17 protein-coding genes are annotated in these 20,949 nt (G+C 62.7%); 8 read left to right on the forward strand and 9 right to left on the reverse strand.

Going from position 1 to position 20,949, the window contains the following annotated elements; all coding sequences use genetic code 11:
• Positions 1-5: 5 nt before the first annotated feature.
• From iolB to iolC, 4 genes are all read right to left on the reverse strand, one after another.
• A complete protein-coding gene (iolB, locus tag MHY87_RS09330; RefSeq protein WP_239351246.1) occupies positions 6-809 on the reverse strand; it encodes a 5-deoxy-glucuronate isomerase in 804 nt (267 codons plus the stop codon).
• 74 nt (positions 810-883) lie between these two features.
• Positions 884-1,768 (reverse strand): myo-inosose-2 dehydratase, encoded by an 885-nt coding sequence (gene iolE, locus MHY87_RS09335; protein WP_239351247.1) that lies wholly within the window; start codon positions 1,766-1,768, stop codon positions 884-886.
• A 23-nt stretch (positions 1,769-1,791) separates the two neighbouring features.
• The gene (gene iolD / locus MHY87_RS09340; protein WP_239351248.1) at positions 1,792-3,639 is read right to left on the reverse strand and encodes a 3D-(3,5/4)-trihydroxycyclohexane-1,2-dione acylhydrolase (decyclizing); all 1,848 of its coding nucleotides are present in this window, start codon (positions 3,637-3,639) and stop codon (positions 1,792-1,794) included.
• A gap of 103 nt (positions 3,640-3,742) precedes the next feature.
• The gene (gene iolC, locus MHY87_RS09345) at positions 3,743-5,656 is read right to left on the reverse strand and encodes a 5-dehydro-2-deoxygluconokinase (protein WP_239351249.1); all 1,914 of its coding nucleotides are present in this window, start codon (positions 5,654-5,656) and stop codon (positions 3,743-3,745) included.
• Positions 5,657-5,803: 147 nt separating this feature from the next.
• Between iolC and iolG the strand changes: the two genes are divergently transcribed.
• On the forward strand, positions 5,804-6,793 hold the full coding sequence (gene iolG, locus MHY87_RS09350) for an inositol 2-dehydrogenase (protein ID WP_239351250.1): 990 nt from the start codon (positions 5,804-5,806) through the stop codon (positions 6,791-6,793).
• 114 nt (positions 6,794-6,907) lie between these two features.
• Here the strand turns inward: iolG and MHY87_RS09355 are convergent, their stop codons facing one another.
• Positions 6,908-7,768 (reverse strand): MurR/RpiR family transcriptional regulator, encoded by an 861-nt coding sequence (locus MHY87_RS09355; RefSeq protein ID WP_239351251.1) that lies wholly within the window; start codon positions 7,766-7,768, stop codon positions 6,908-6,910.
• A 260-nt stretch (positions 7,769-8,028) separates the two neighbouring features.
• Between MHY87_RS09355 and MHY87_RS09360 the strand changes: the two genes are divergently transcribed.
• From MHY87_RS09360 to MHY87_RS09375, 4 genes are all read left to right on the forward strand, one after another.
• The gene (locus tag MHY87_RS09360) at positions 8,029-8,970 is read left to right on the forward strand and encodes a sugar ABC transporter substrate-binding protein (protein ID WP_239351253.1); all 942 of its coding nucleotides are present in this window, start codon (positions 8,029-8,031) and stop codon (positions 8,968-8,970) included.
• Between the two features lie 72 nt (positions 8,971-9,042).
• Positions 9,043-10,185, forward strand: coding sequence for an ABC transporter permease (locus MHY87_RS09365; RefSeq protein ID WP_239351255.1), 1,143 nt, complete (start codon positions 9,043-9,045; stop codon positions 10,183-10,185).
• Entirely contained in the window at positions 10,185-10,970 is a 786-nt protein-coding gene (locus MHY87_RS09370; protein ID WP_239351257.1) for an ATP-binding cassette domain-containing protein, read from the forward strand. The genes MHY87_RS09365 and MHY87_RS09370 overlap by 1 nt, the downstream gene beginning before the upstream one ends.
• A 495-nt stretch (positions 10,971-11,465) precedes the next feature.
• Positions 11,466-12,578, forward strand: coding sequence for a Gfo/Idh/MocA family protein (locus MHY87_RS09375; protein ID WP_239351259.1), 1,113 nt, complete (start codon positions 11,466-11,468; stop codon positions 12,576-12,578).
• A gap of 128 nt (positions 12,579-12,706) precedes the next feature.
• On the opposite strand, the gene recQ is transcribed toward MHY87_RS09375, so the two are convergent.
• Both recQ and MHY87_RS09385 read right to left on the reverse strand, forming a co-directional pair.
• Positions 12,707-14,530, reverse strand: a complete 1,824-nt coding sequence (recQ, locus tag MHY87_RS09380; protein WP_239351261.1) for a DNA helicase RecQ — start codon at positions 14,528-14,530, stop codon at positions 12,707-12,709.
• Positions 14,527-15,777 carry a TIGR03862 family flavoprotein gene (locus MHY87_RS09385; RefSeq protein ID WP_239351263.1) on the reverse strand — a complete coding sequence of 417 codons (1,251 nt, stop codon included), beginning with the start codon at positions 15,775-15,777 and terminating at the stop codon, positions 14,527-14,529. The genes recQ and MHY87_RS09385 overlap by 4 nt, the downstream gene beginning before the upstream one ends.
• 247 nt (positions 15,778-16,024) lie before the next feature.
• On the opposite strand from MHY87_RS09385, the gene MHY87_RS09390 reads away from it, so the two are divergent.
• Both MHY87_RS09390 and MHY87_RS09395 read left to right on the forward strand, forming a co-directional pair.
• On the forward strand, positions 16,025-16,489 hold the full coding sequence (locus tag MHY87_RS09390; protein WP_239351264.1) for a CAP domain-containing protein: 465 nt from the start codon (positions 16,025-16,027) through the stop codon (positions 16,487-16,489).
• A gap of 85 nt (positions 16,490-16,574) precedes the next feature.
• Positions 16,575-18,353 (forward strand): SLC13 family permease, encoded by a 1,779-nt coding sequence (locus MHY87_RS09395; protein WP_239351265.1) that lies wholly within the window; start codon positions 16,575-16,577, stop codon positions 18,351-18,353.
• Between the two features lie 9 nt (positions 18,354-18,362).
• Here MHY87_RS09395 and MHY87_RS09400 read toward each other — a convergent pair whose 3' ends face one another.
• Complete coding sequence (locus tag MHY87_RS09400) at positions 18,363-18,617, reverse strand: hypothetical protein (protein WP_239351266.1); 255 nt, start codon at positions 18,615-18,617, stop codon at positions 18,363-18,365.
• A 226-nt stretch (positions 18,618-18,843) separates the two neighbouring features.
• Here MHY87_RS09400 and MHY87_RS09405 point away from each other — a divergent pair, with 226 nt between their 5' ends.
• Positions 18,844-19,803: a DMT family transporter gene (locus MHY87_RS09405; RefSeq protein ID WP_239351267.1), complete on the forward strand. Its 960-nt coding sequence runs from the start codon at positions 18,844-18,846 to the stop codon at positions 19,801-19,803.
• Here the strand turns inward: MHY87_RS09405 and MHY87_RS09410 are convergent.
• Positions 19,766-20,731, reverse strand: a complete 966-nt coding sequence (locus MHY87_RS09410; protein ID WP_239351268.1) for a hypothetical protein — start codon at positions 20,729-20,731, stop codon at positions 19,766-19,768. The genes MHY87_RS09405 and MHY87_RS09410 overlap by 38 nt on opposite strands.
• Positions 20,732-20,949 lie beyond the last annotated feature (218 nt).

Here is a 20,949-nt window from a genome sequence, read left to right on the forward strand (position 1 = left end):
GGCTGTTAGGCCGTCTTCAGCATCCACTCGTGATCCGGATCGTTGTGGAACTTCCAGATCCGCTTCGGGCCCGCCATGACGTTCAAGTAATACAGCTCGTAGCCATGCGGCGCGCCGACGGGATGATAGCCTTTCGGCACCAGCACCACATCGCCGTTGCTGGCAGCCAGCGTCTCGTCGAGCGAACGGTCATCCGTGTAGACCCGCTGCAGCGCGAAGCCCGTCGGCGGATTGAGACGGTGGTAATAGGTCTCTTCCAGCAGCGACTCGTTCGGCAGCATGTCCCGGTCGTGCTTGTGGGGCGGATAGCTCGACCAATGGCCCGAAGGCGTAATGACTTCCACCACCAGCAGGCTTTCCGCCGTCTCCGTCTCCGGCAGGATGTTGCGCACGTGGCGCGTGTTGGTGCCCTTGCCGCGCGTTTCTTGTCCGACCTGATCAGGACGGATCACGCGCGCCGGAAGCTTGCCTTCTCCCGGTGCAGTGCAGACCGCGATTTCGCAATCCGTTTCGGCCTTCAACGACCATTCGGATTTGGCCGGTGCGTAAAGCGACCACGGATCAGGCTCGAACGGCGAGGAGCGCCCACCGATCGTGCCGAAATCCTGACCGGCCGCGCCCACATGCGCGCGGCCTGAAAGCATCACGATGCAAGCTTCCCGGTCTCCGGTCTGCTGTTTCAAGCTCTGCCCGCTTTTGAGCTGGTAGACCTCGAAACCCACATAGGTCCAGCCGGCGGATTCCGGCGTGATGGCGTGGATGCGCCCGGTTGAATCGGGCTTCGACGGTTTGACGAGAAGCTTGGACATCGTGTGTATTCCTTACCGCATTTTCCGGAGAAGTGATGATCGGTTCTCCGGAAAGAAAATGCGTCAGCAAAAAACTACCGCAGGCCGGCTTCCTTCAGGAAGCGGGTGAGATTGGCATAGCCCATCTTGGCATAGGTGAGCGGATGGGCCTTCTTCGGGTCCTGCTCCGCTTCGATGACCACCCAGCCGCTATAGCCCGGCAGTTCCTTGAACACGGAGACGAAATCCACCATGCCGTCGCCCGGCACCGTGTAAACGCCTTCGATGACGGAATCGAGGAAGCTCCAGCCTTCAGCCTTCGACTTCTCCATCACGCTCTTGCGCACGTCCTTCGTGTGAACGTGACTGATGCGGCTGCGATAGCGGCGCGCAAGTGCTGCCGGGTCTGCGCCGCCCCAGGTGGCATGGCCCGTGTCGAGAAGCAGATGAACCGCATCGCCCGTGGAGCGCATGAAGGCGTCGATGTCGGCTTCCGATTCCACGATGGTGCCCATGTGGTGATGGTACACAACACGCACGCCTTCCTGCAGCGTGCGCTCGGCCACCTGCGTGAGGCGACGGCCGAACTCGGCCCAATCGCCGTCCTTCATCACAGGACGCTGCGAGAGCGGCTTCGAGCGATCGCCGTGAATGGCGTTCGAGGTCTCGGCGAACACGAGCACGTTCGAGCCCATGGCCTTCAGGAGATCGAGATGCGGGCGCAGCGCCTTCATCTCGGCATCGGCGTCGCGCTTGAGAAGCTCGGCGGAATACCAGCCGGAGACGCAGGCCACGTTGAAGGGTGCGAGAGCCTTCTTCAGCGCTTCCGGCTCGCGCGGGAACTTGTTGCCGAGTTCCATGCCTTCGAAGCCGGCTTCCTTGGCCTCGGCCAGGCACACCTCCAGCGGCGTCTCGCCGCCGAGTTCCGGCATGTCGTCGTTGGACCAGCCGATGGGGTTCGCCCCGATGCGGATCGTCATGGCTCTTATTCCTTCTGTTTCAATCAGTCGCCCACGCGCTGCGCGCCGAGGGCATTTTCGTAATTCTTGCGGGCGGTCTTCACCTGTTCGCGCACGGAGACTTCCGGCACCGCCACATCCCACCAATGGCCGCCCTCGTTAGTGGAGATGAGCGGGTCGGTGTCGATGACGATGACAGTGCTGCGCTCCGCGCTGCGCGCCTTCTTCAGCGCGTCCTCGAGCTCCGCGATGCTCTTCACCTTCAGCGATTGCGCGCCGAGGCTTGCGGCATGTGCGGCAAAGTCGATGTCCGGCAGTGTGACGTGGTTCGTGTGCTGCAGCAGGTTGTTGAAGCTCTCGCCGCCGGTGGCGCGCTGCAGGCGATTGATGCAGCCATAGCCGCGATTATCGAGCAGAACGACAGTGAGTTTCTGGCCGAGCATGACGGAGGTGGCGAGTTCCGAATTCATCATCAGGTAGGAGCCGTCGCCCACCATCACGATCACCTCGCGCTTGGGATCGGCCATCTTCACGCCGAGGCCGCCCGCAATCTCGTAACCCATGCAAGAATAGCCGTATTCCATGTGGTAGCCGAGCGCTGCGCTCGCCTTCCAATGCTTGTGCAACTCGCCCGGCAGGCCGCCGGCCGCGCAGACCACCACGTCGGTGGGCGACGAGGTGCGTTGCACCGCGCCGATCACCTGCGCATCGGAGGGAAGCTCCGCATTGGTCGGATCCGTGAAGCGGGCGGAGGAATCGAACCAGCGCGCCTTTTCCTCGCGTCCCTTCGACACCCAAGCTTCCGGCGCCTTCCAGCTGCCGAGCGCTCTGCTCAGCTCTTCGAGGCCCACGCGCGCATCGGTAACGAGCGGCAGCGCATTGTGCTTCGTGGCATCGAAGGGCTGCACGTTGAGGCCGACGATCTTGCGGTTCGGATTCTTGAACAGCGCCCAGGAGCCGGTGGTGAAATCCTGAAGGCGCGTACCGACCGCGATCACCACATCGGCATCCTCGGCAAGCGCATTCGCGGCACCCGTGCCGGTCACGCCGACAGCGCCGAGATTAGACTGATGGTCGTGGGGCAAGCTCGACTTGCCGGCCTGCGTCTCGCCGACGAAGAGGCCGTGCTTCTGCGCGAAATCTGCCAACACCTTCTCGGCGCCAGAGAAGAGCACGCCGCCGCCTGCCACGATGAAAGGTTTCTTGGCATTGCGGATGAGGTTGGCGGCCTCAGCAAGTTCAGCTTCATCGGGACGAATGCGGCGCGGCGTCCAGACCTTCTCCGCAAAGAAGCTCTCGGGATAATCGTGAGCTTCGGCCTGCGTGTCCTGGCAAAGCGCCAGTGTCACAGGTCCGCAATCGGCGGGATCGGTAAGCACAGCCATGGCGCGCTGGAGCGCGGGAATGATCTGCTCGGGCCGCGAGATGCGATCGAAATAGCGGGAGACAGGCTTGAAGCAGTCGTTCGCCGACACCGTGCCATCGGAAAAATTCTCGATCTGCTGCAGCACCGGATCGGGCCTGCGGTTGGCAAACACGTCGCCGGGCAGAAGCAGCACGGGAATGCGGTTCACATGCGCCACGGCTGCTGCCGTCACCATGTTTGTCGCACCTGGGCCGATGGATGTGGTGCAGGCCATCATGCGGCGGCGGCGCGAGGCTTTCGCGAAGGCAACCGCGGCATGCGCCATGCCCTGCTCGTTATGGGCGCGGAAGGTGGGAAGCTGATCGCGCACGCCGTGCAGCGCCTCGCCCATGCCTGCCACGTTGCCGTGGCCGAAGATGGCCCACACGCCGCCGAAGAGCGGCAGGATCTGTCCGTCGATCTCCGTCTTCTGCGCGGTGAGGAACCGGGCGATGGCTTGCGCCATAGTGAGGCGGATCGTGCTCATGGGCGTTTCTCTCAAAATGCGCCGAATGCGATGTCGGCAGCGTTCTCAGGTTTTGTCGGTCATGAAAAGAGGGCGAAGCCGATGATCGGCTCCGCCCTTCGTCTTAGGCAGCCTTGGCCTGGCCGGATACGCGCTGCCAGCAATCGACAAGGCGCTGGAAACGGCCCGCCATGTCGGCGATGGCGGCTTCATCCGACATCTCGCCCTTCAGCCAGCGGCGAGCGGCATCGCTGAAGATCGTACGCCCGACCGCGAAGCCCTTTACTTGCGGCTCGCTGGCGGCGGCTGCGAAGGCCATTTCCAGCTCGTCCTCCGGTGCCTCGAGGCCGAGCAGAACGATGCCGCGGCAATAGGGATCGTTCTTCGTGATCACCTTGCCGATGGCATTCCAGGCCGCCTTGTCCTGCTGCGGCTCAAGCTTCCACCAATCGGGCTTGATTCCGAGATCATAGAGATGCTGCAAGATGCCTGCGACCGTATCGGTCTTCAGCGGCCCATGCTTGCCCGCGATGATCTCGACCAGCAATTCGCGGCCGATGCGGCGCGCGGCGTCGTGGATGCGCATAAGTTCACGCTCCTGGCGCGCCTTCAGCTCCGGCGGATCGTCCGGATGGTAGAAGCAGAGGCACTTGATGGTGTGGCCCACGGGCCATTCGACCAATTGCGCACCGATGCTGCCCTGTCCCTCGAAATCGAGCGGACGCGAACCCGGCAGTTCAACGGGGCGACCGATCCAGAACGGATGGTCGGCTGCGCGGAACAGAGCCTCGCGGCCATAGGTGCCGTCGATCAACATGCCGAAGCCTTCGCGGCCGTTCGCCACTTTGGCGGCGGCTTTCACGGCGAGCACTTTGAAGTCGGGAATGCGCTCGATGGGGGCGCCCACTTCCTTCGCCATCACCTCGAGCTGCATGCGGTGATCGATGGCGAGCGCCATGAGCGTGTCGGAAGCAGGGCGGCGCGTGGTCGACCAATGGATGTGGTTGATGTCCTCGTCGAAGCGCAGCGCCTTGTGACGGCTACCTTCTTTCAGGAAGTGCTGCAGCTCGGGGAAGGTCGGAATTTCCGGCGAGCAGAGCAGGCGAGAGACGGCAAACGCGCCGCTTGCATTGGCATAGGCGCAGCAGGTCTCAAGCTTCTCGTCTTTCAGCCATCCGCGCAGGAAGCCGGAGAGGAAGGCATCGCCCGCGCCTAACACATTGTAGACTTCCACCGGGAAGCCGGGCCCCTTCACGCCGTCGTCGAGCGACGCCGGAATGTCGCCGGGGAACACCACGCAGCCCATGGGGCCGCGCTTGCACACGATGGTGGCTTTCGAGATCGAGCGGATGGTGCGGATGGCTTGAAGCGTATCCTCCGAGCCGCCTGCGATATGCAGTTCTTCTTCCGTGCCGACGATGAGATCGCAATCGGCCAGAATCGGCTTCAGGTGCTCGGTCACTGCATCCGAGCGCACATAGCGCGACTCGCCCGCGCCGTGCCCGAGAAGGCCCCAAAGGTTAGGGCGGTAATCCACGTCGAGCACGACCTTGCGCCCGTTCGCCTTGGCGATACGGATCGCCTTCTTCTGCGCAGCGGCGGTGCTTTCGCGGGAGAAATGCGTTCCAGTGACGACGATGGCGGCAGAGGATGCCACGAAGCTCTCGTCGATGTCGTCTTCAGTCAGCGCCATGTCGGCGCAGTTGTCGCGGTAGAAGATCAGCGGGAAAGAATCCTCATCCCTGACGCCCAGGATCACGAGCGCGGTGAGGCGCTGCTTGTCGGTGACGATGCCTTTCGTCGAGACGCCTTCGCACTCCATCTGTTCGCGGATGAAGCGGCCCATGGCCTCGTCGCCGACGCGGGTGATGAGGCCAGACTTTAGCCCAAGCCGGGCCGTGCCGATGGCAATATTGGCCGGGCAGCCGCCGACGGCCTTCGAGAAGGAGGCCATGTCCTCCAGCCGGCCACCGACCTGCTGACCATAGAGATCGACCGAGGCGCGGCCAATGGTGATCACATCCAGGGCTGGCTTCATGCTATTCCTCCCGCTGCCGGTCTTACGTGACCGTGTCAGGGCTCCGTTCTGGCCCTTGCAGTTATAGAACGTTTATTCTATTAGCATCTTATCCTGGAATATCAATTCCAATTTTGCCGGTAGCCGGCAAACAACACCGGGGGAAACATGATCAGGATCGCCGTTCTGGGCGCCGGCCGCATCGGCCGCATTCATGGGCGCAACGCCGCCAGCCATCCCGACGCCCGCCTCGTGGCGGTCGCCGATCCGCATGCTCCCTCCGCGCAGGAGCTGGCAGCGGCTACAGGGGCCGAGGTTGCCTCCCTGGAGGAGATCGTCGAGCGCTCCGATGTGGACGCCATTCTCGTCTGCACGCCGACCACGACCCATGCCGATTTGATCGAGCGCGGCGCGAAGGCGGGCAAGGCCGTGTTCTGCGAGAAGCCGGTCGATCTGTCGAGCGAGCGTATTGTGAGCTGCCTCAATGTGGTCGAGAAGGCCGGCACGCCGCTGATGATCGGCTTCAACCGCCGCTTCGATCCGAATTTCGCTTCGCTCCGCAAGCGTCTCGCCGATGGCGAGGTGGGTGACGTCGAACTCGTGACGATCCTCTCCCGCGATCCCGGCCCGCCGCCGGTGAGCTACATCAAGACCTCGGGCGGCCTGTTCCGTGACATGATGATCCACGATCTCGACATGGCGCGCTTCCTGCTGCTCGGCGACGAGCCGGTGGAAGTGCATGCGGTCGGCTCCGCCCTCGTGGACAAAGCCATCGGCGAAGCGGGCGACGTCGATACCGCCGCCGTTCTTCTGAAGACCGCGAAGGGCAAGATCGTGCAGATCTCGTGCTCGCGCCGCGCCACCTATGGCTACGATCAGCGCATCGAGGTGCATGGCTCGAAGGGCATGATCCGCGCGGGCAACATTCACCGCACCACGGTGGAAGTGGCGAATGCGTCGGGCGTTACCGCCGATCCGGTGCAGGACTTCTTCCTGGAGCGCTATGCCGACGCCTATCGTGACGAGCTCACCACGTTCCTCAACGCGATCCGCGACGGCAAGCCGTGCAACCCGACCGGCCGCGACGGCCTGATGGCGCAGCGTTTGGCGGATGCGGCAACGGAATCTGCGCAGAGCGGAAAGCCGGTGAAGGTCTAACCATACGCGTCATCCCGGGGCTGCGCAGCAGAAACCGGGATCGCAAGACGAGAATAGCGCCTTATCTTGCACACGATCCCGGATCGGCTCCGCCGTCCGGGATGACGTGCTTTGTCAGCCCTCCGCCCGCTTCTCCGCCGTGCCGACGGCAAGCGCCATCGCAAGCGCGAAGGACGCCGACAATGAGCGGAACGCACCAAAGTCCGCCTCTGCGACTTCGATCCATACATCGGCGCTCGTCACGAGCGGACTGAAGGCGGAATCCGTGATGGCCACTATGGGGATGTTGCGCCGTGCGGCGACTGCGGCAAGATCCGCCGTGACTGGCGCATAAGGCGTGAAGCTGATGGCGAGAACCGCGTCGCGCTCGGAAGCCGTGGCGAGCTGTTCTGGCCCGAGCTGGGCAATGTGGTCGATCAGAATCGCGCGCACCCCGAGTTTGCCGAAGGCATAGGCGCAATAGGCGGCGATGGGGAACACGCGGCGCGCGCCGAGAAGATAGATGGTATCGGCCTTTGCCAAGGTTTCGATAGCGCGGGAGAGTTCCTCAGGCCGCACGGATTCGCGCATCTTCTCGAGAGAAAAGACTGCTGCATTGGCGAAGCCTTCGAGCAGGGAGGCCGCATGAACATGGTCGCCTTCGAGATCGCGCAGCCCCTTCAACCGTTCGCGGTAATCCGGAAAACGCTCGCGCAGGCGATCGCGGAAGATCTGCTGCAGATGAGAGAAGCCGTCATAGCCGAGGCTTTTGGCGAAGCGGACCAGGGTCGAGGGCTGCACGCCCGCATGCTCGGCAATGCCGGCCACCGTACCGAAGGCCACTTCTTCGGGGTGCTCCATGGCGAAAGCTGCCAGCTGCTTGAGCCTTTTCGGCATCGCCTCGCGGCGGCTGAGCAGCAGCGCTCGCAAGCCCTCGTAATCGTCTGGCACTTCTTTGGCAGCTTCTGTCACTTCGATGCTTCTCTCGGTCTCCATGTCCTCTACCTTGATCCTAAGGTCGGACCTTGACACTGATCTGTAAAAAATGGAATGAATATTCCACTCTATAAACAAAAAGGTTCTGGCGTTCTATCTTTTGAATGACCGGATCGACAGAGGAAGCGCCATCAACGGCCGGTGATTCGGCCTGAAAACAACATTGCTTCCTTCTGCTCTCAAGTGGGGGCTTCGGGCCTAGCGCCCTGCGCGTCGACATCCGATGCGTAGCGCCAAAGAACCCATTTGGGAGGAAGCACATGAAGTCTTATCTGACCGGTCTCGTTGCCGCAGCGGCCCTGACCATAGCTGCCGCCGCACCCGCCGCAGCCCAGCAAAACAACCGCATCATCGTCGTCACCCACGGCCAAGCCAACGATCCCTTCTGGTCCGTGGTGAAGAACGGCGTGGCGGAAGCGGGCAAGGACATGAATGTCCAGGTCGATTACCGCGCGCCCGAGACCTTCGATATGGTGGCCATGAGCCAGCTCATCGATGCCGCTGTGAACCAGAAGCCCGCAGGCCTCGTGGTGTCGATCCCTGACGCCTCGGCGCTCACCGCGTCGATCCAGAAGGCGGTTGCCGCCGGTATCCCTGTGATCTCCATGAATTCCGGCTCCGACGTGTCGAAGAAGCTCGGCGCGATGCTCCATGTGGGTCAGGACGAGGTCGAGGCCGGACGCATCGCCGGCGCGAAGCTGAAAGAGATGGGCGGCAAGACCGGCATTTGCGTCAACCAGGAGGTCGGCAACGTCTCGCTCGATCTGCGCTGCAAGGGCTTCTCGGAAGGTTTCGGCGGCAAGGTGACGGTGCTGCCGGTCACGAACGACCCGACCGATATCCGCGCCAAGGTGAAGGCGGCGCTCGCGTCTGACAGCTCCATCGACACGATTCTCGCGCTCGGCGCGGGCACGGCGGGCGAGCCCAGCGTTGCGGCGGTGAAGGATGCCGGCAAGACCGGCGCCGTTCGCGTCGCGACCTTCGATATGTCCGCAGGCTTCCTGAAGTCGGTTGCTGCGGGCGAGGCGGTGTTCGCCATTGACCAGCAGCAATATCTGCAGGGCTATCTGCCCGTGACGTTCCTCGCGCTCAACGCGAAATACGGCTTGATGCCGGGAGGCAATGTTCCGTCCGGCCCGAACCTGATCACGAAGGAAAAGGCCAGTCAGGTGATCGATCTGTCCGCGAAGGGCATTCGCTAAGCCTCATGAAGCCTGCGGTCCATTCCGACCGCAGGCTTCTTCTTTCATGCGATTGTTTCAGGGGAGGCTTTCATGGTGCACACCACCCAGCCGACCGCCGATTTGTCTCCGGCGCCCGCCATCAAGAAAATTCAGGACGAGCGCCTCAAAGAGGTTTCGCTTCTGACGAAAATCATGCGCCGCCCCGAGCTCGGCGCACTGGCAGGCCTGGTCCTGGTCACGATCTTCTTCCTCTCTACCGCCGATTCCTCCATGTTCACGCTTGCCGGTGTGATGAACATTCTCTCGCCCGCATCGCAGCTCGGCATTCTCGCCATTGCCGCCGCTTTGCTGATGATCGGCGGCGAGTTCGATCTGTCCATCGGCTCCATGGTGGCGTTCACGGGCCTCGTCTTCGGCTCCTTCATCACGCTCACCGGCTGGCCTTTGTTGCTGGCGATTGCCGCGACCTTCGTGGTGGCGGCCATTCTCGGTGGTCTGAACGGTCAGATCGTCATCCGCACGAGGCTGCCGTCCTTCATCGTCACGCTCGCCTTCCTCTTCATCCTGCGCGGCCTCTCGTTGGTGGGTCTCAAGTGGGCGACCGGTGGCTCCACGCAGATGCGCGGCATCGGTGTGCAATCGGGCGAGGATTGGGTGCGTGAGATCTTTTCCGGCACCGCCTTGGAAGGCCTGTTCTCCTGGTTGGCCGCCAACAATCTCATCGCGAAATTCCCCAATGGCACGCCGACCGTCACGGGCGTTCCGGTTTCCATTCTTTGGTTCATCGGCCTCGCGCTCGTCGCCACGTGGCTGCTGCTGCGCACCCGTGCGGGCAACTGGATCTTCGCCTCCGGCGGTGACGCCAATGCCGCGCGCAATTCCGGCGTGCCGGTGGACCGAGTGAAAACCAGTCTCTTCATGCTCACCGCCTGCGCCGCTGCGCTGGTTGCCATTCTCACAGTACTCGATGCGGGTTCAACGGACGCACGGCGCGGCTTCCAGAAGGAGTTCGAGGCGATCATCGCAGCCGTCATCGGCGGTTGCCTGCTGACCGGCGGCTACGGCTCGGCCATCGGCGCGTTCTTCGGCGCGATCATCTTCGGCATGGTGTCGATTGGGCTTACCTATACCCGCTTCGATTCCGACTGGTTCCAGGTTTTCCTCGGCGCCATGCTGCTGCTCGCCGTTCTCTTCAACAACTTCATCCGCCGCAAAGTCACGGGAGAGCGCTGATGGCTAAGGAAGCTCCGCTCATCGAGATCCGCAATCTCGTCAAGCATTTCGGATCGGTCATCGCACTTTCCGGTGTGTCGCTCTCCGTTCATCGCGGCGAGGTCATGTGCCTGCTCGGCGACAACGGTGCCGGAAAATCCACCCTCATCAAGACGTTGGCGGGCGTGCACAAGCCGACCTCCGGCGAGTTCATGGTGGAGGGAGAGCCCGTTGCCTTCACCAGCCCGCGCGATGCGTTGGATGCGGGCATCGCCACGGTCTATCAGGACCTCGCGATGATCCCGCTCATGTCGGTCACGCGCAATTTCTTCATGGGCCGCGAGCCGGTGAAGGGGTTCTGGCCCTTCCGCAATGTCGATTTTGACCATTGCGACGAGGTTACCCGTGAAGAGATGCACAAGATCGGCATCGATGTGCGCGATCCGCATCAGGCGGTCGGTACATTGTCAGGCGGTGAGCGCCAATGCGTGGCGATTGCCCGCGCGGTCTATTTCGGCGCGAAGGTGCTGATCCTCGACGAGCCGACCTCGGCGCTTGGCGTGGCGCAAACCTCCATGGTGCTGAAATACATTCATCAGGTGCGCCAAAAGGGCCTCGGCGTCATCTTCATTACCCACAATGTGCGCCATGCCTATGCGGTGGGCGACCGATTCACAGTGCTCAATCGTGGCAAGACGCTCGGCACCTATGCCAAGTCTGCAATTCAGATTGAGGAACTTCAGAACCTCATGGCAGGCGGCAAGGAATTGCAGGCAGTGTCGGAGGAATTGGGCGGGATGGTATAGAGATAATATAACAGATATATCGGTTGTCTTCATAAGAGGGCCAACCGATGCTTGGACGACGCATTCTCCGCTTCTTCGAGGCGGCTTCTATGTCTTGGTGGATAGCGGCTGGAAGCGCTACTGCTTTCTACACGACCAGCCTAATGCGGGTGCAGCGAGGCGAAGAATTTAGCGGATGCGTTCTTTCGAGCGACTGGTTCGACTACGTGGATTGTGGGTCTAGTTGGGGCGGGGAAATTCTTGAGAATCTACTGAGCCTAGCTCTCTATTGGACAAAGGAAATCGAGGTTATTGTTTTTCTTTCCTCCGTGCCAATCCTAATGCCCGTTGGATTTCTTTGGGTGGCGTCAGTTGTCCTGGGTTTAAGTGGATTAGTCCGTCTGGCATCCAAAGCTGCTGGTCGCTTGCAAGGATAGAAACCCAACCCGACTCGTGCGCGAGAATGACTTCATACTTTTCGAAAACCACGATCATCCAGATTAGGGGAGCAATAGTATGAAAAGTCTCGCCATCGGCCTTATCGGCACCGGCTATATGGGCAAATGCCATGCGCTCGCCTGGAACGCGGTGGCGTCCGTGTTCGGCGATGTGCCTCGTCCGCGCCTCGCCATGCTCGCAGAGGCTTCGCAGGATCTTGCCGAGCGAAAAGCGCGTGAGCTTGGTTTCGAGCGCGCCACCGGCGATTGGCGAAAGCTTGTGAACGATCCTGAGATCGATGTGGTGTCGATCACCACGCCCAACGCCTTCCATCCCGAGATGGCGATTGCGGCCTTGGAGGCTGGCAAGCATGTTTGGTGCGAGAAGCCGATGGCGACCAAGCTCGCGGATGCGGAGCGCATGCTGGCGGCGGCACAGGCTTCCGGCAAGGTGGCGGCACTTGGCTACAATTACATCCAAAATCCGGCGATGCGCCTGATCAGGCGTCTGCTCGACAAGGGACAAATCGGGGATGTCAGCCATGTCCGCATCGAGATGGACGAGGACTTCATGGCCGATCCGGAGGAGCTCTTCTACTGGAAAAGCGAAGCCTCTTCCGGTCATGGAGCGCTCGACGATTTCGGCGTTCATGCCTTGAGCCTCACCTCCGTTCTGTTCGGCGACGTGAGCCGGGTCTGCTGCCATATGGCGAAACCTTACAAGGATCGTCCCGTCAAAAGCGGCGGGCGGCGCCCAGTCGAAACCTACGATATCGCCTCGGTCCTGATCGAGCTGAAGAACGGCGCGTCGGGCCTCGTCGCGCTCAACCGTTCCGCCTGGGGCCGCAAGGGCCGCATCTTCGTGCAGATCTTCGGCTCGAAAGGCACCATCGTCTTCGATCAGGAACGCATGAACGAGGTGCAGGTTTATGCAGCGGACGGCGCGCGTGAGACTCAAGGTTTCCGCACCATCCTCATCGGTCCGCAGCATCCGCCCTACGACAAGTTCATCCCCGCACCCGGCCACGGCCTTGGCTTCAACGATTTGAAAGTGATCGAGTGCCGTGAGCTGATGCGCCGCATCGCGGGAGAGGCGGCGCATCTCATCACCTTCGAGGACGGCATACGCATTGAGCGCATTGTCGATGCCATGGCGAAGAGCGCGCATGAGGGGCGGTGGATGGAGATGTGACCAACTGGCGTCATCCCGGGGCTGCGCAGCAGAACCCGGGATCGCGTGACGAGAATAGCGACTTATCCTGGAAACGATCCCGGATCTTCGCTACGCTTCGTCCGGGATGACTGCATGTGCCTGCTCTGTTAAGCCGCATGCGCCTTCAGGACATCCAAAAAAGCATCCGCATAGCGGTCGAGCTTGGCCTGGCCGACGCCGTGGACTTCGCCGAAGGCGCGGACGGTTGTCGGGCGCTTGGCGGCCATGTCGATCAGGCTGCGGTCCGAGAAGATGACGTAGGCCGGCACGCCTTCTTCCTTCGCCAACTTTGTGCGCAGGGCCTTGAGATCGAGAAGCAGCGGATCGTCCGAGGGCACGACGGATTCCGCCTCGATGCGCGAGCGACGACGCCTGCGGTCGGCGGGCTTCATGAGAACGTCGGAGCGAAGCTCGATCCGCTCTTGTCCTTTCAGCACGGCAATACCGGCATCGGTGAGCGTCCAGCGGCCGTATTCGGCGAGTTCCAGGCTGACCAAGCCCGCAGCGTATATCTGGCGCAGAAGAGAGCGCCACTCGTTCTTGGATCGGTCCTTGCCGACGCCGAAGGTTTTAAGCTTGTCGTGACCGAAGCGGAGGATGGCGTCCGTCTCGTCGCCCACGAGGATACTGATGAGATGTTCCGTGCCGAAACGTTCGCCGGTACGCACGATGGCCGAGAGAAGCTTCTGCGCCTCGATGGTGCCGTCGAAGGACATGACGCCGTCGATGCACAGATCGCAATTGCCGCAAGGTTCCGTGCTCTCGCCGAAATAGGACAGCAGGGTCTGGCGGCGGCAGCGCGGCGCTTCGCACAAGGCCAGAAGCGCGTTGAAGCGCTGGCGCTCCACGCGCTTCTGCTCGTCGGAGGCCTCGCTCTGCTCGATCTGCATGCGGCGCAGGCGCATGTCGTCGAGGCCATAGAGTGTGAGCGTGTCGGCGGGCGCGCCGTCGCGGCCCGCGCGGCCGATCTCCTGGTAATAGGCTTCGATGGATTTCGGCAAGGCGGCATGCGCGACGAAGCGCACGTCCGGCTTGTCGATGCCCATGCCGAAGGCGACGGTCGCCACCATCACCACGCCGTCTTCCTGCAGGAAGATGTCCTGGTTCTTGGCGCGCTCTCCTTGAGGCATGCCCGCATGATAGGGCATGGCGCGGTAGCCTGCCTGGCTCAACGAATCCGCGAGCTTTTCGGTGGCGTCGCGGGACGAGCAATAGACGATGCCGCTCTCATGCCGGTGCTTGTCGAGGAAGGAGAAGAGCTGGCGCCGCGAATGCTCCTTGGCCTGCATGGCGAGCCGCAGGTTCGGGCGGTCGAATCCATGGATGAAGAGGCGCGGCTCCTCCTCGAACAGGCGGTGCATGATGTCGCCGCGCGTCGCCACATCGGCGGTGGCGGTGAGCGCGATGGTCTGCACGTTGCCGAGTCTACGGCGCACTTCGCCGAGCATGGCGTATTCGGGACGGAAATCGTGGCCCCATTGCGAGACGCAATGCGCCTCGTCGATGGCGAGCAGGTTCACGCCGGAGCGCCCGAGCCATTCGGTAGTGCCGGTATTCGCGAGCCGCTCGGGCGAGGCGTAGAGAATACGCATGCGCCCGTCGCGAACCGCATCGACCACGCGGCGGTTCTCGTCCTGGTCGTTCGCCGAATTGAGGCTGCCCGCCTCGACGCCGAAATGGCGGAGCGCCGCCACCTGATCGCGCATGAGGGCGATCAGCGGCGAGACCACGACGGTCAGGCCCTCGCGGACGAGGGTCGGCAGCTGGTAGCAGAGCGACTTGCCGGCGCCGGTGGGCATGACGGCGAGCACGTCTTCGCCCGCCAACACGGCGCGCACGATCTCCTCCTGTCCTTCGCGGAAGGAGGGGAAGCCGAACACATCGTGGAGAATCTTGGCGGGGTCGATCACGTTGGGGGTGTGGCCGATCACGGATTCGAGGTCAATGCGGCATCGGGAATCTGAAGGAAGGAAAGCACGCCTCTCGCCGCAGCACAGCCGGTGGCGAAGGTGGCCTGGAGCAGGTAGCCGCCGGTCGGGGCCTCCCAATCCAGCATCTCGCCCGCGGCGAATACCCCTGGCAGCTTCGTGAGCATGAGATTGCCGTTGAGAGCTGCAAAGGGAATGCCGCCCGCCGTGGAGATGGCCCGTTCCAGGGGCTTGGTACCCGTCAGCGTCAGTTGCGCGGCCTTGATGAGCCGGGCCAGAGGTTCGGCCTCCATGGGCAGCTGAGGGGCTGATTCGCGCAACAGGGCGATGCCGAGGGGGTTCAGGCCCGCCGCCTTGCGCAGGAAGGTGGAGGCGGATTGGCCTTTGCGGGGAGCGCTCAGGCGCTTGGTGAGCGCCTCCTGAGACAGATCAGGCCGCAGATCCAGATGGAGGGTGGCGCTGCCCTGGCGCTCGATGGCGTTGCGGAGCTTGCCCGAGAGCGCATAGACGGCGCCGCCTTCGATCCCGTCCGCGGTCACGATGGCCTCGCCCTTCACGGTCGCGCCCTCGAAGGTGAGCGCGATGCGCTTCAAGGGCTCGCCCTCGAACCGGCTGCGCATCACCTCCGACCAGGGGAGGGTGAAGCCCATATTGGCCGGGCGTAAGGGGGCGACAGCAATCCCTTTCGCGCCGAGAATCGATGTCCACGAACCGTCCGAGCCCAGCCTCGGCCAACTCGCGCCGCCGAGCGCCAGGATCGTGACATCGGGCTTGGTTGTGACAGGCTGGCCGGTCGCATCGGTGAAGGCCAAGGCGCCGTCCGCGTCCCAGCCCTGCCAGGTGTGGCGCAGGGCGAAGCGGACACCGATGCTTTCCAGCCGGGCAAGCCAGGCGCGCAGGAGGGGGGAGGCCTTGAAGGCTTTCGGGAACACCCGCCCGCTCGATCCCACGAAGGTTTCCTGCCCCAGACCCTCGCACCACGCCCGCAGATCCTCCGGACGAAAGGCCTCGATCAGAGGCGTCAGGATCGGCTGGGCTTGCGAATAGCGCGTGAGGAACCGCCCGAGATCCTCCGAATGAGTAAGGTTCAGGCCGCCCCGTCCCGCCATCAGGAACTTGCGTCCCACCGAGGGCATGCGCTCGTAGACGGTCACGCCAAGGCCCTCACGCGCAAGGGTTTCCGCCGCAAAGAGACCGGCTGGACCGCCGCCGATGATAGCGGCCTGACGTGTGGGGGAGGTGAGGGGCATGCGCTCAGCTGACGCGGGACAAGGGCAAGAAGGTGGTATGGACCCTCACGCTTCGCCATGGCATTCAACGCATCGAGTCGTGGCTTGCACATGACCACCAACGGACTTTTTTGCAAGGGGAGCGGTGCTTGAACACTGCCCCCGAAGCATTTTTCGGCGAAGTGGATTCCGGTTCGCCGAAAAATGCGGAAACTCAAGAAGGGGAGCTGGTTCCACGAATGTGGAAGCGGCTCAAAGGGGAATATCGATGCGTGTATTGTCGTTCTGCGCCCTGATCGCGCTGGCGCTTGCGGGTTGCGCCAGCGATGCGTCGCTTATGGGGAGAGACACCGTTCTCGCCAGCTCCACCAGGGATGCGGGCGAGGCCGCCCGGCTCATCTCCGCTTACCGCGTCTCCAAGGGCCTGAGCCCGGTGATCGTGGATTCGAAGCTCAACGAGGCCGCCGAGCATCAGGCGCGCGTGGTGGCGGCGGCCGGCCGTCTCAGCCACGGCAACTTCGCCAGCCGCATGGATCAGTTCGGCATCATCGGCTATTCCGCCGAGAACCTTTCGGCCGGTGCGGATAACGTCGATGGCACCATCGAGCGGTGGAAGCGGTCTTCCGGCCACAACGTCAACCTGCTGATGCCCGAGGCCCGCAAGATCGGCTTTGCCCGGGCGGACGCCGACAATCGCTACGGACGGTACTGGGCTCTCGTGCTGGGCCAGTAAGCCAGCTCCGTCCGCGCCGAGGCGGCGGGCACAAAGCGGGGCGGTCGCGCGTTAGGAACATGGTTTCCTCTTTCGCGCGCCCTCCATGACCCATCAGCAAATGCTCTCCTTCGCCGTCGTCGCCGGGATGATGGCGCTCTTCGTCTGGGGACGCTTCCGGTACGATCTCGTTGCCGCATTGGCGCTGCTGGCCGCTGTGGTGGTCGGCATCGTGCCTGCCGACAAGGCCTTCTCGGGCTTCAGCGACGACATCGTCATCATCGTTGCGAGCGCGCTTCTGGTCAGTGCGGCGGTCGCGAAGTCCGGCGTGCTGGAGGCGGCACTGAACCGGGCCGCACCCTATTTGCGCACCGAGCAATCCCAGGTGATCGTGCTGGTCGCCGTCGTGACGGTCCTTTCCGCCTTCGTGAAGAATATCGGCGCGCTCGCAATGATGATCCCGGTCGCGTTCCAGATCGCGCGGCGCAGCGGGACATTGCCCTCCCGCTTTCTCATGCCGATGGCCTTCGGCTCACTGTTGGGCGGCATCGTGACGCTTGTGGGCACCTCGCCCAACATCATCGTGTCGCGGGTGAGAGGCGAGTTGCTGGGCGAGCCTTTCGGCATGTTCGACTTCACGCCCGTTGGCATCGGGATCGCCTTGGCGGGTGTCGCGTTCCTCGCCTTCGGTTATCGCCTTCTGCCCAAAGACCGCAAGGGCGCGGCGACCTTGGACGAGGCGCTCGACATCAAGGACTACGTCACGGAGGCGCGCGTCATCCCTGAATCCGATGTGGTGGGGCAGACCGTGGCGGATCTGCGCAATCTCTCCAACGGTGAGGTGAAGGTGGCCGCCATCATCCGCAACGAGACGCGCAGCTCCAGCCCGTTGCCGGATGTGACGATCCGCGAGAACGATCTACTGATGCTGGAAGGCGAGCCCGATGCCCTGGAAAGCACAGTTGCGCGGGCCGGTCTCAAACTCAGCCGCGAGCACCACCTGCCGGAAACGGAAGAAGCAACGGATGAGATCGGCGTGATCGAGGCCATCGTCGGACCCAGCTCCTCCCTGACCGGATACTCGGCGGAGCGTATCGGCCTCTACGAGCAGTTCGGCGTCAACCTGATCGCGGTCAGCCGCAGCGGCGAGCGCTTCAAGGAGCGCCTGCGCACCATCACCCTACGCCCCGGTGACGTGATCGTGCTGCAGGGCAATCTGAAAAAGCTTCCCGATACCCTTCGGCATCTCGGCTGCCTTCCCCTCGCGGAGCGCGAGATACGCCTCGGCAATGCGCGACGAAGCCTTTTGCCGATTGCGATTCTCGGCATCACGATGGTGCTGGTCGCCTTCAACGTGCTGCCTGTCTCCATCGCGTTCTTCGGTGCGGGCGTGCTGCTGGTTCTGTTCGGTTCGCTCACCCTGCGCGAGGCCTATGAGACCATCGAATGGCCGATCATCGTCATGCTCGGCGCGCTCATTCCGGTCAGTGAATCCATTCGCACCACGGGCGGAACGGATCTGATCGCGGGCTGGTTGTCGGCGGCGGCGCAGATGCTGCCTCCCACCGGCGCGCTCGTGCTTATCATGGCGGCGGCAATGGCGGTGACGCCGTTCCTCAACAATGCGGCGACTGTGCTGGTGATGGCGCCGATTGCGGCGAGCTTCGCAACCCAGCTCGGGTTCAGGCCCGATGCGTTCCTGATGGCGGTGGCGATTGGCGCGGCCTGCGACTTCCTCACGCCCATCGGGCATCAGTGCAACACGCTAGTGATGGGCCCCGGCGGTTATCGCTTCGGCGATTACTGGCGGCTCGGCCTGCCGCTCTCGATCATCGTGATCGTCGTGGGAACGCCGCTGATCATGTTGTTCTGGCCTCTCCAGTAAGGAAAGGGATCAGCGCAGGATCGCGGTCAGGAGAAGCGTGGTTCCAGCAGCGGAAGAGACGAGGGCGACGATCATGGACCAGCAATGCAGCCGGTCCCGCTGCGCCTGATTGAGAAGCGGACGAATGCGCGAATCCGAACGGCCGAAGATGAAGCTGGTATTGCGGTCGGGCCCGTGAACATGCGGCATGATGCAAAAGCTCGACCGGGCCTGGCTGCGCGAGCCGACGGTATAGGACGGGTGGTGAGAGCTTTGCGGGGTCATGCCGGAGGCTTCCAGGAGCGTGGATGACCCCAATCTCGCCTCAAGGCATGAACGAGCGGTAAAGGTCCGGAACAACCCACAATCTTCGTAAACCAATCCTTTCCGCAACAATTCCCGAAGGTCGAGCGCGAGGATAAGGACCGCTTATGATCCCCATCACAGGAATCGTGTCGCGGAGGCGCGCTTCCCATGGCATGAAGAGGCCCAATTGTTCGGGATTCTTCTCATGATTCAGGCGCCCATTCAAAAAACCATCTCGGCATCCGATTGGGCGCTGCTCGGCCTTCTCTCCGTCATCTGGGGCGGCTCCTTCCTGTTCGTCGGCGTAGCCGTCAAGGAATTGCCGCCGCTCATCATCGTGGCGCTGCGGGTGTCGTTGGCGGCGCTTGCGTTGCAGGTGGTGTTGCGCGTCATGGGTTTGAGCTTGCCGCGCGAACGTCAGGCCTGGGCCACTTTCTTCGGCATGGGCATTCTCAACAACGTCATTCCCTTCAGCCTGATCGTCTGGGGGCAGAGCCATATCGCAAGCGGGCTTGCTTCGATCCTCAATGCCACCACGCCGCTCTTCACCGTGATCGTGGCGCATTACTTCACGAGCGATGAGAAGCTGACGGGCTCGCGGTTCGGCGGTGTCATCGTCGGCTTCATCGGCGTGGCGGTGATGATCGGCTCCGCCGCGCTGACCTCGCTGAACGCCAATGTGCTGGCGCAGCTCGCCATTCTGGGAGCGGCCTTGTCTTATGGCTTCTCGGGTGTGTTCGGACGCCGCTTCAAGACTCTCGGCATTCCGCCTCTGGTGGCTGCAACCGGGCAGGTCACGGCATCGAGCTGCATGCTTCTGCCCGTCAGCCTGATCGTCGACAGGCCATGGACGCTTACGATGCCGAGCCTTGCCACGGTTCTGTCGCTTCTTGCGCTGGCGCTCGTCTCGACGGCGTTCGCCTATCTCATCTTCTTCCGCTTGCTCGCGCGAGCAGGGGCGACGAACGCGGGGCTGGTCACGTTTCTCATTCCGGTCAGCGCCGTTTTCTTCGGCGTGCTGCTTCTTGGTGAGACGCTGGAGCTGCGGCACATGGCCGGCATGGCGCTGATCGCGGCAGGGCTGATGCTAATCGACGGGAGACCTGCCTCGGCGTTCGGCCGATTCTTCAGCGAGAAGCGCCCAGTGGTCCACGGAAGTGATTGAACATCATGTCCGGCGCGCTGGTGTTGTGACGTGAAGGGACGAGCCGTCCCATCCACGCGTCCGTCGCCGTGGCGTCGCGAAAATTCATGATCATCTCCTCGCGCCAGGAGTGGGCTTTCTGTTCGCGAACGGCGATGCGCGCCACATCCGCGTTGAACTCAGTCACATACATCGAGCGCAGCGTCGCGAAGGGCGTGCCTGAGATCGCCTCGTCGAAGCTCACATCGAGCGTCATGCGCTCCTCGTTCAGATTGGTGATCTGAACATGGGCCTTGCCGCCTTTGGCGAGCGTGAGAGCGAAGGTCATGGTCTTCGGATCGAAAGCCACATCCTTCAGGTTCGCGACGGGGCGCTGGTCGAACTCGATAGGGCCGACGATGAAGGACGAGCCATAGGCGGTCCATCCGAGATGCTGCGGCGGCAGCGGCTTGATGCGCCAGTAGCCGTCGCCCGGATACATGGCGATCACCTCTTCCGCCTTGCCGTTGTGCTTCTTCAGAAGCTGCATCAAGTGAATATTGCGCGTGATCTTGTCGCCGATGGTGACCGTGGTTTCAGTGGGACGCCAGAACTCGCTGAAGGACAGGCCCATGATCTTGACCTGATCATCCTCGAAGAGCGTGTGCATCGTGGGATGCGGCTTCGTGGACGTGGCCTCGGAAATGTCCTCGCAGGCCGTCCAGTCCGGCTCCCAGCGATCCTGGCGGAGGGTGCCCATATAGGCCGGGTGCACCGCCTCGATCCGGAAGTTCCTCACCTCAGGTGAGGCGAAGTTGATCGCCACGTTGTCCTTCTCCGCGCAGAGCACCGGCTCGCTCGTGTTCGTCACATGAACGGCCAGACCGTCGAGGGTGGCGGCCTGCGCCGCGTAGGCGAAGCCGAGGACGCCAAGAGCGAGAAGCCGGGGGAGGAGGGAGGTGCGGACCATCGAAACGCCTCGAAGAAACTGCCTAAAGCCAAGTCAGCGGCACAGATAGCCCGGCTCCGCCATCCCGTCGAGCGGGCTTGTTGATAGGGCATGGCTGGCATCCTATCTGTGGGATTAGAGTTCGACCGAGCCCTGTGATAAGGTGCCCTTCATGAGCAGCTTGGCTGTCAGTGGCCTGTTGGCCCTCACTTTCCGCCACGAAAAGGGCCTCCCTAGAG

Source organism: Microvirga sp. ACRRW (genome assembly GCF_022346925.1).
Taxonomy (GTDB): domain Bacteria; phylum Pseudomonadota; class Alphaproteobacteria; order Rhizobiales; family Beijerinckiaceae; genus Microvirga.

Coding starts and splice junctions, on each gene's coding strand:
- MHY87_RS09370 (WP_239351257.1), top strand. CDS start 10,185: ATGGCTAAGGAAGCTCCGCTCATCGAGATCCGCAATCTCGTCAAGCAT.
- MHY87_RS09395 (WP_239351265.1), top strand. CDS start 16,575: ATGACCCATCAGCAAATGCTCTCCTTCGCCGTCGTCGCCGGGATGATG.
- MHY87_RS09385 (WP_239351263.1), bottom strand. CDS start 15,777: ATGCCCCTCACCTCCCCCACACGTCAGGCCGCTATCATCGGCGGCGGT.
- MHY87_RS09405 (WP_239351267.1), top strand. CDS start 18,844: ATGATTCAGGCGCCCATTCAAAAAACCATCTCGGCATCCGATTGGGCG.
- iolC (WP_239351249.1), bottom strand. CDS start 5,656: ATGAAGCCAGCCCTGGATGTGATCACCATTGGCCGCGCCTCGGTCGAT.
- iolD (WP_239351248.1), bottom strand. CDS start 3,639: ATGAGCACGATCCGCCTCACTATGGCGCAAGCCATCGCCCGGTTCCTC.
- MHY87_RS09390 (WP_239351264.1), top strand. CDS start 16,025: ATGCGTGTATTGTCGTTCTGCGCCCTGATCGCGCTGGCGCTTGCGGGT.
- MHY87_RS09360 (WP_239351253.1), top strand. CDS start 8,029: ATGAAGTCTTATCTGACCGGTCTCGTTGCCGCAGCGGCCCTGACCATA.
- iolE (WP_239351247.1), bottom strand. CDS start 1,768: ATGACGATCCGCATCGGGGCGAACCCCATCGGCTGGTCCAACGACGAC.
- MHY87_RS09355 (WP_239351251.1), bottom strand. CDS start 7,768: ATGGAGACCGAGAGAAGCATCGAAGTGACAGAAGCTGCCAAAGAAGTG.
- MHY87_RS09365 (WP_239351255.1), top strand. CDS start 9,043: ATGGTGCACACCACCCAGCCGACCGCCGATTTGTCTCCGGCGCCCGCC.
- iolG (WP_239351250.1), top strand. CDS start 5,804: ATGATCAGGATCGCCGTTCTGGGCGCCGGCCGCATCGGCCGCATTCAT.
- MHY87_RS09410 (WP_239351268.1), bottom strand. CDS start 20,731: ATGGTCCGCACCTCCCTCCTCCCCCGGCTTCTCGCTCTTGGCGTCCTC.
- iolB (WP_239351246.1), bottom strand. CDS start 809: ATGTCCAAGCTTCTCGTCAAACCGTCGAAGCCCGATTCAACCGGGCGC.
- MHY87_RS09400 (WP_239351266.1), bottom strand. CDS start 18,617: ATGACCCCGCAAAGCTCTCACCACCCGTCCTATACCGTCGGCTCGCGC.
- MHY87_RS09375 (WP_239351259.1), top strand. CDS start 11,466: ATGAAAAGTCTCGCCATCGGCCTTATCGGCACCGGCTATATGGGCAAA.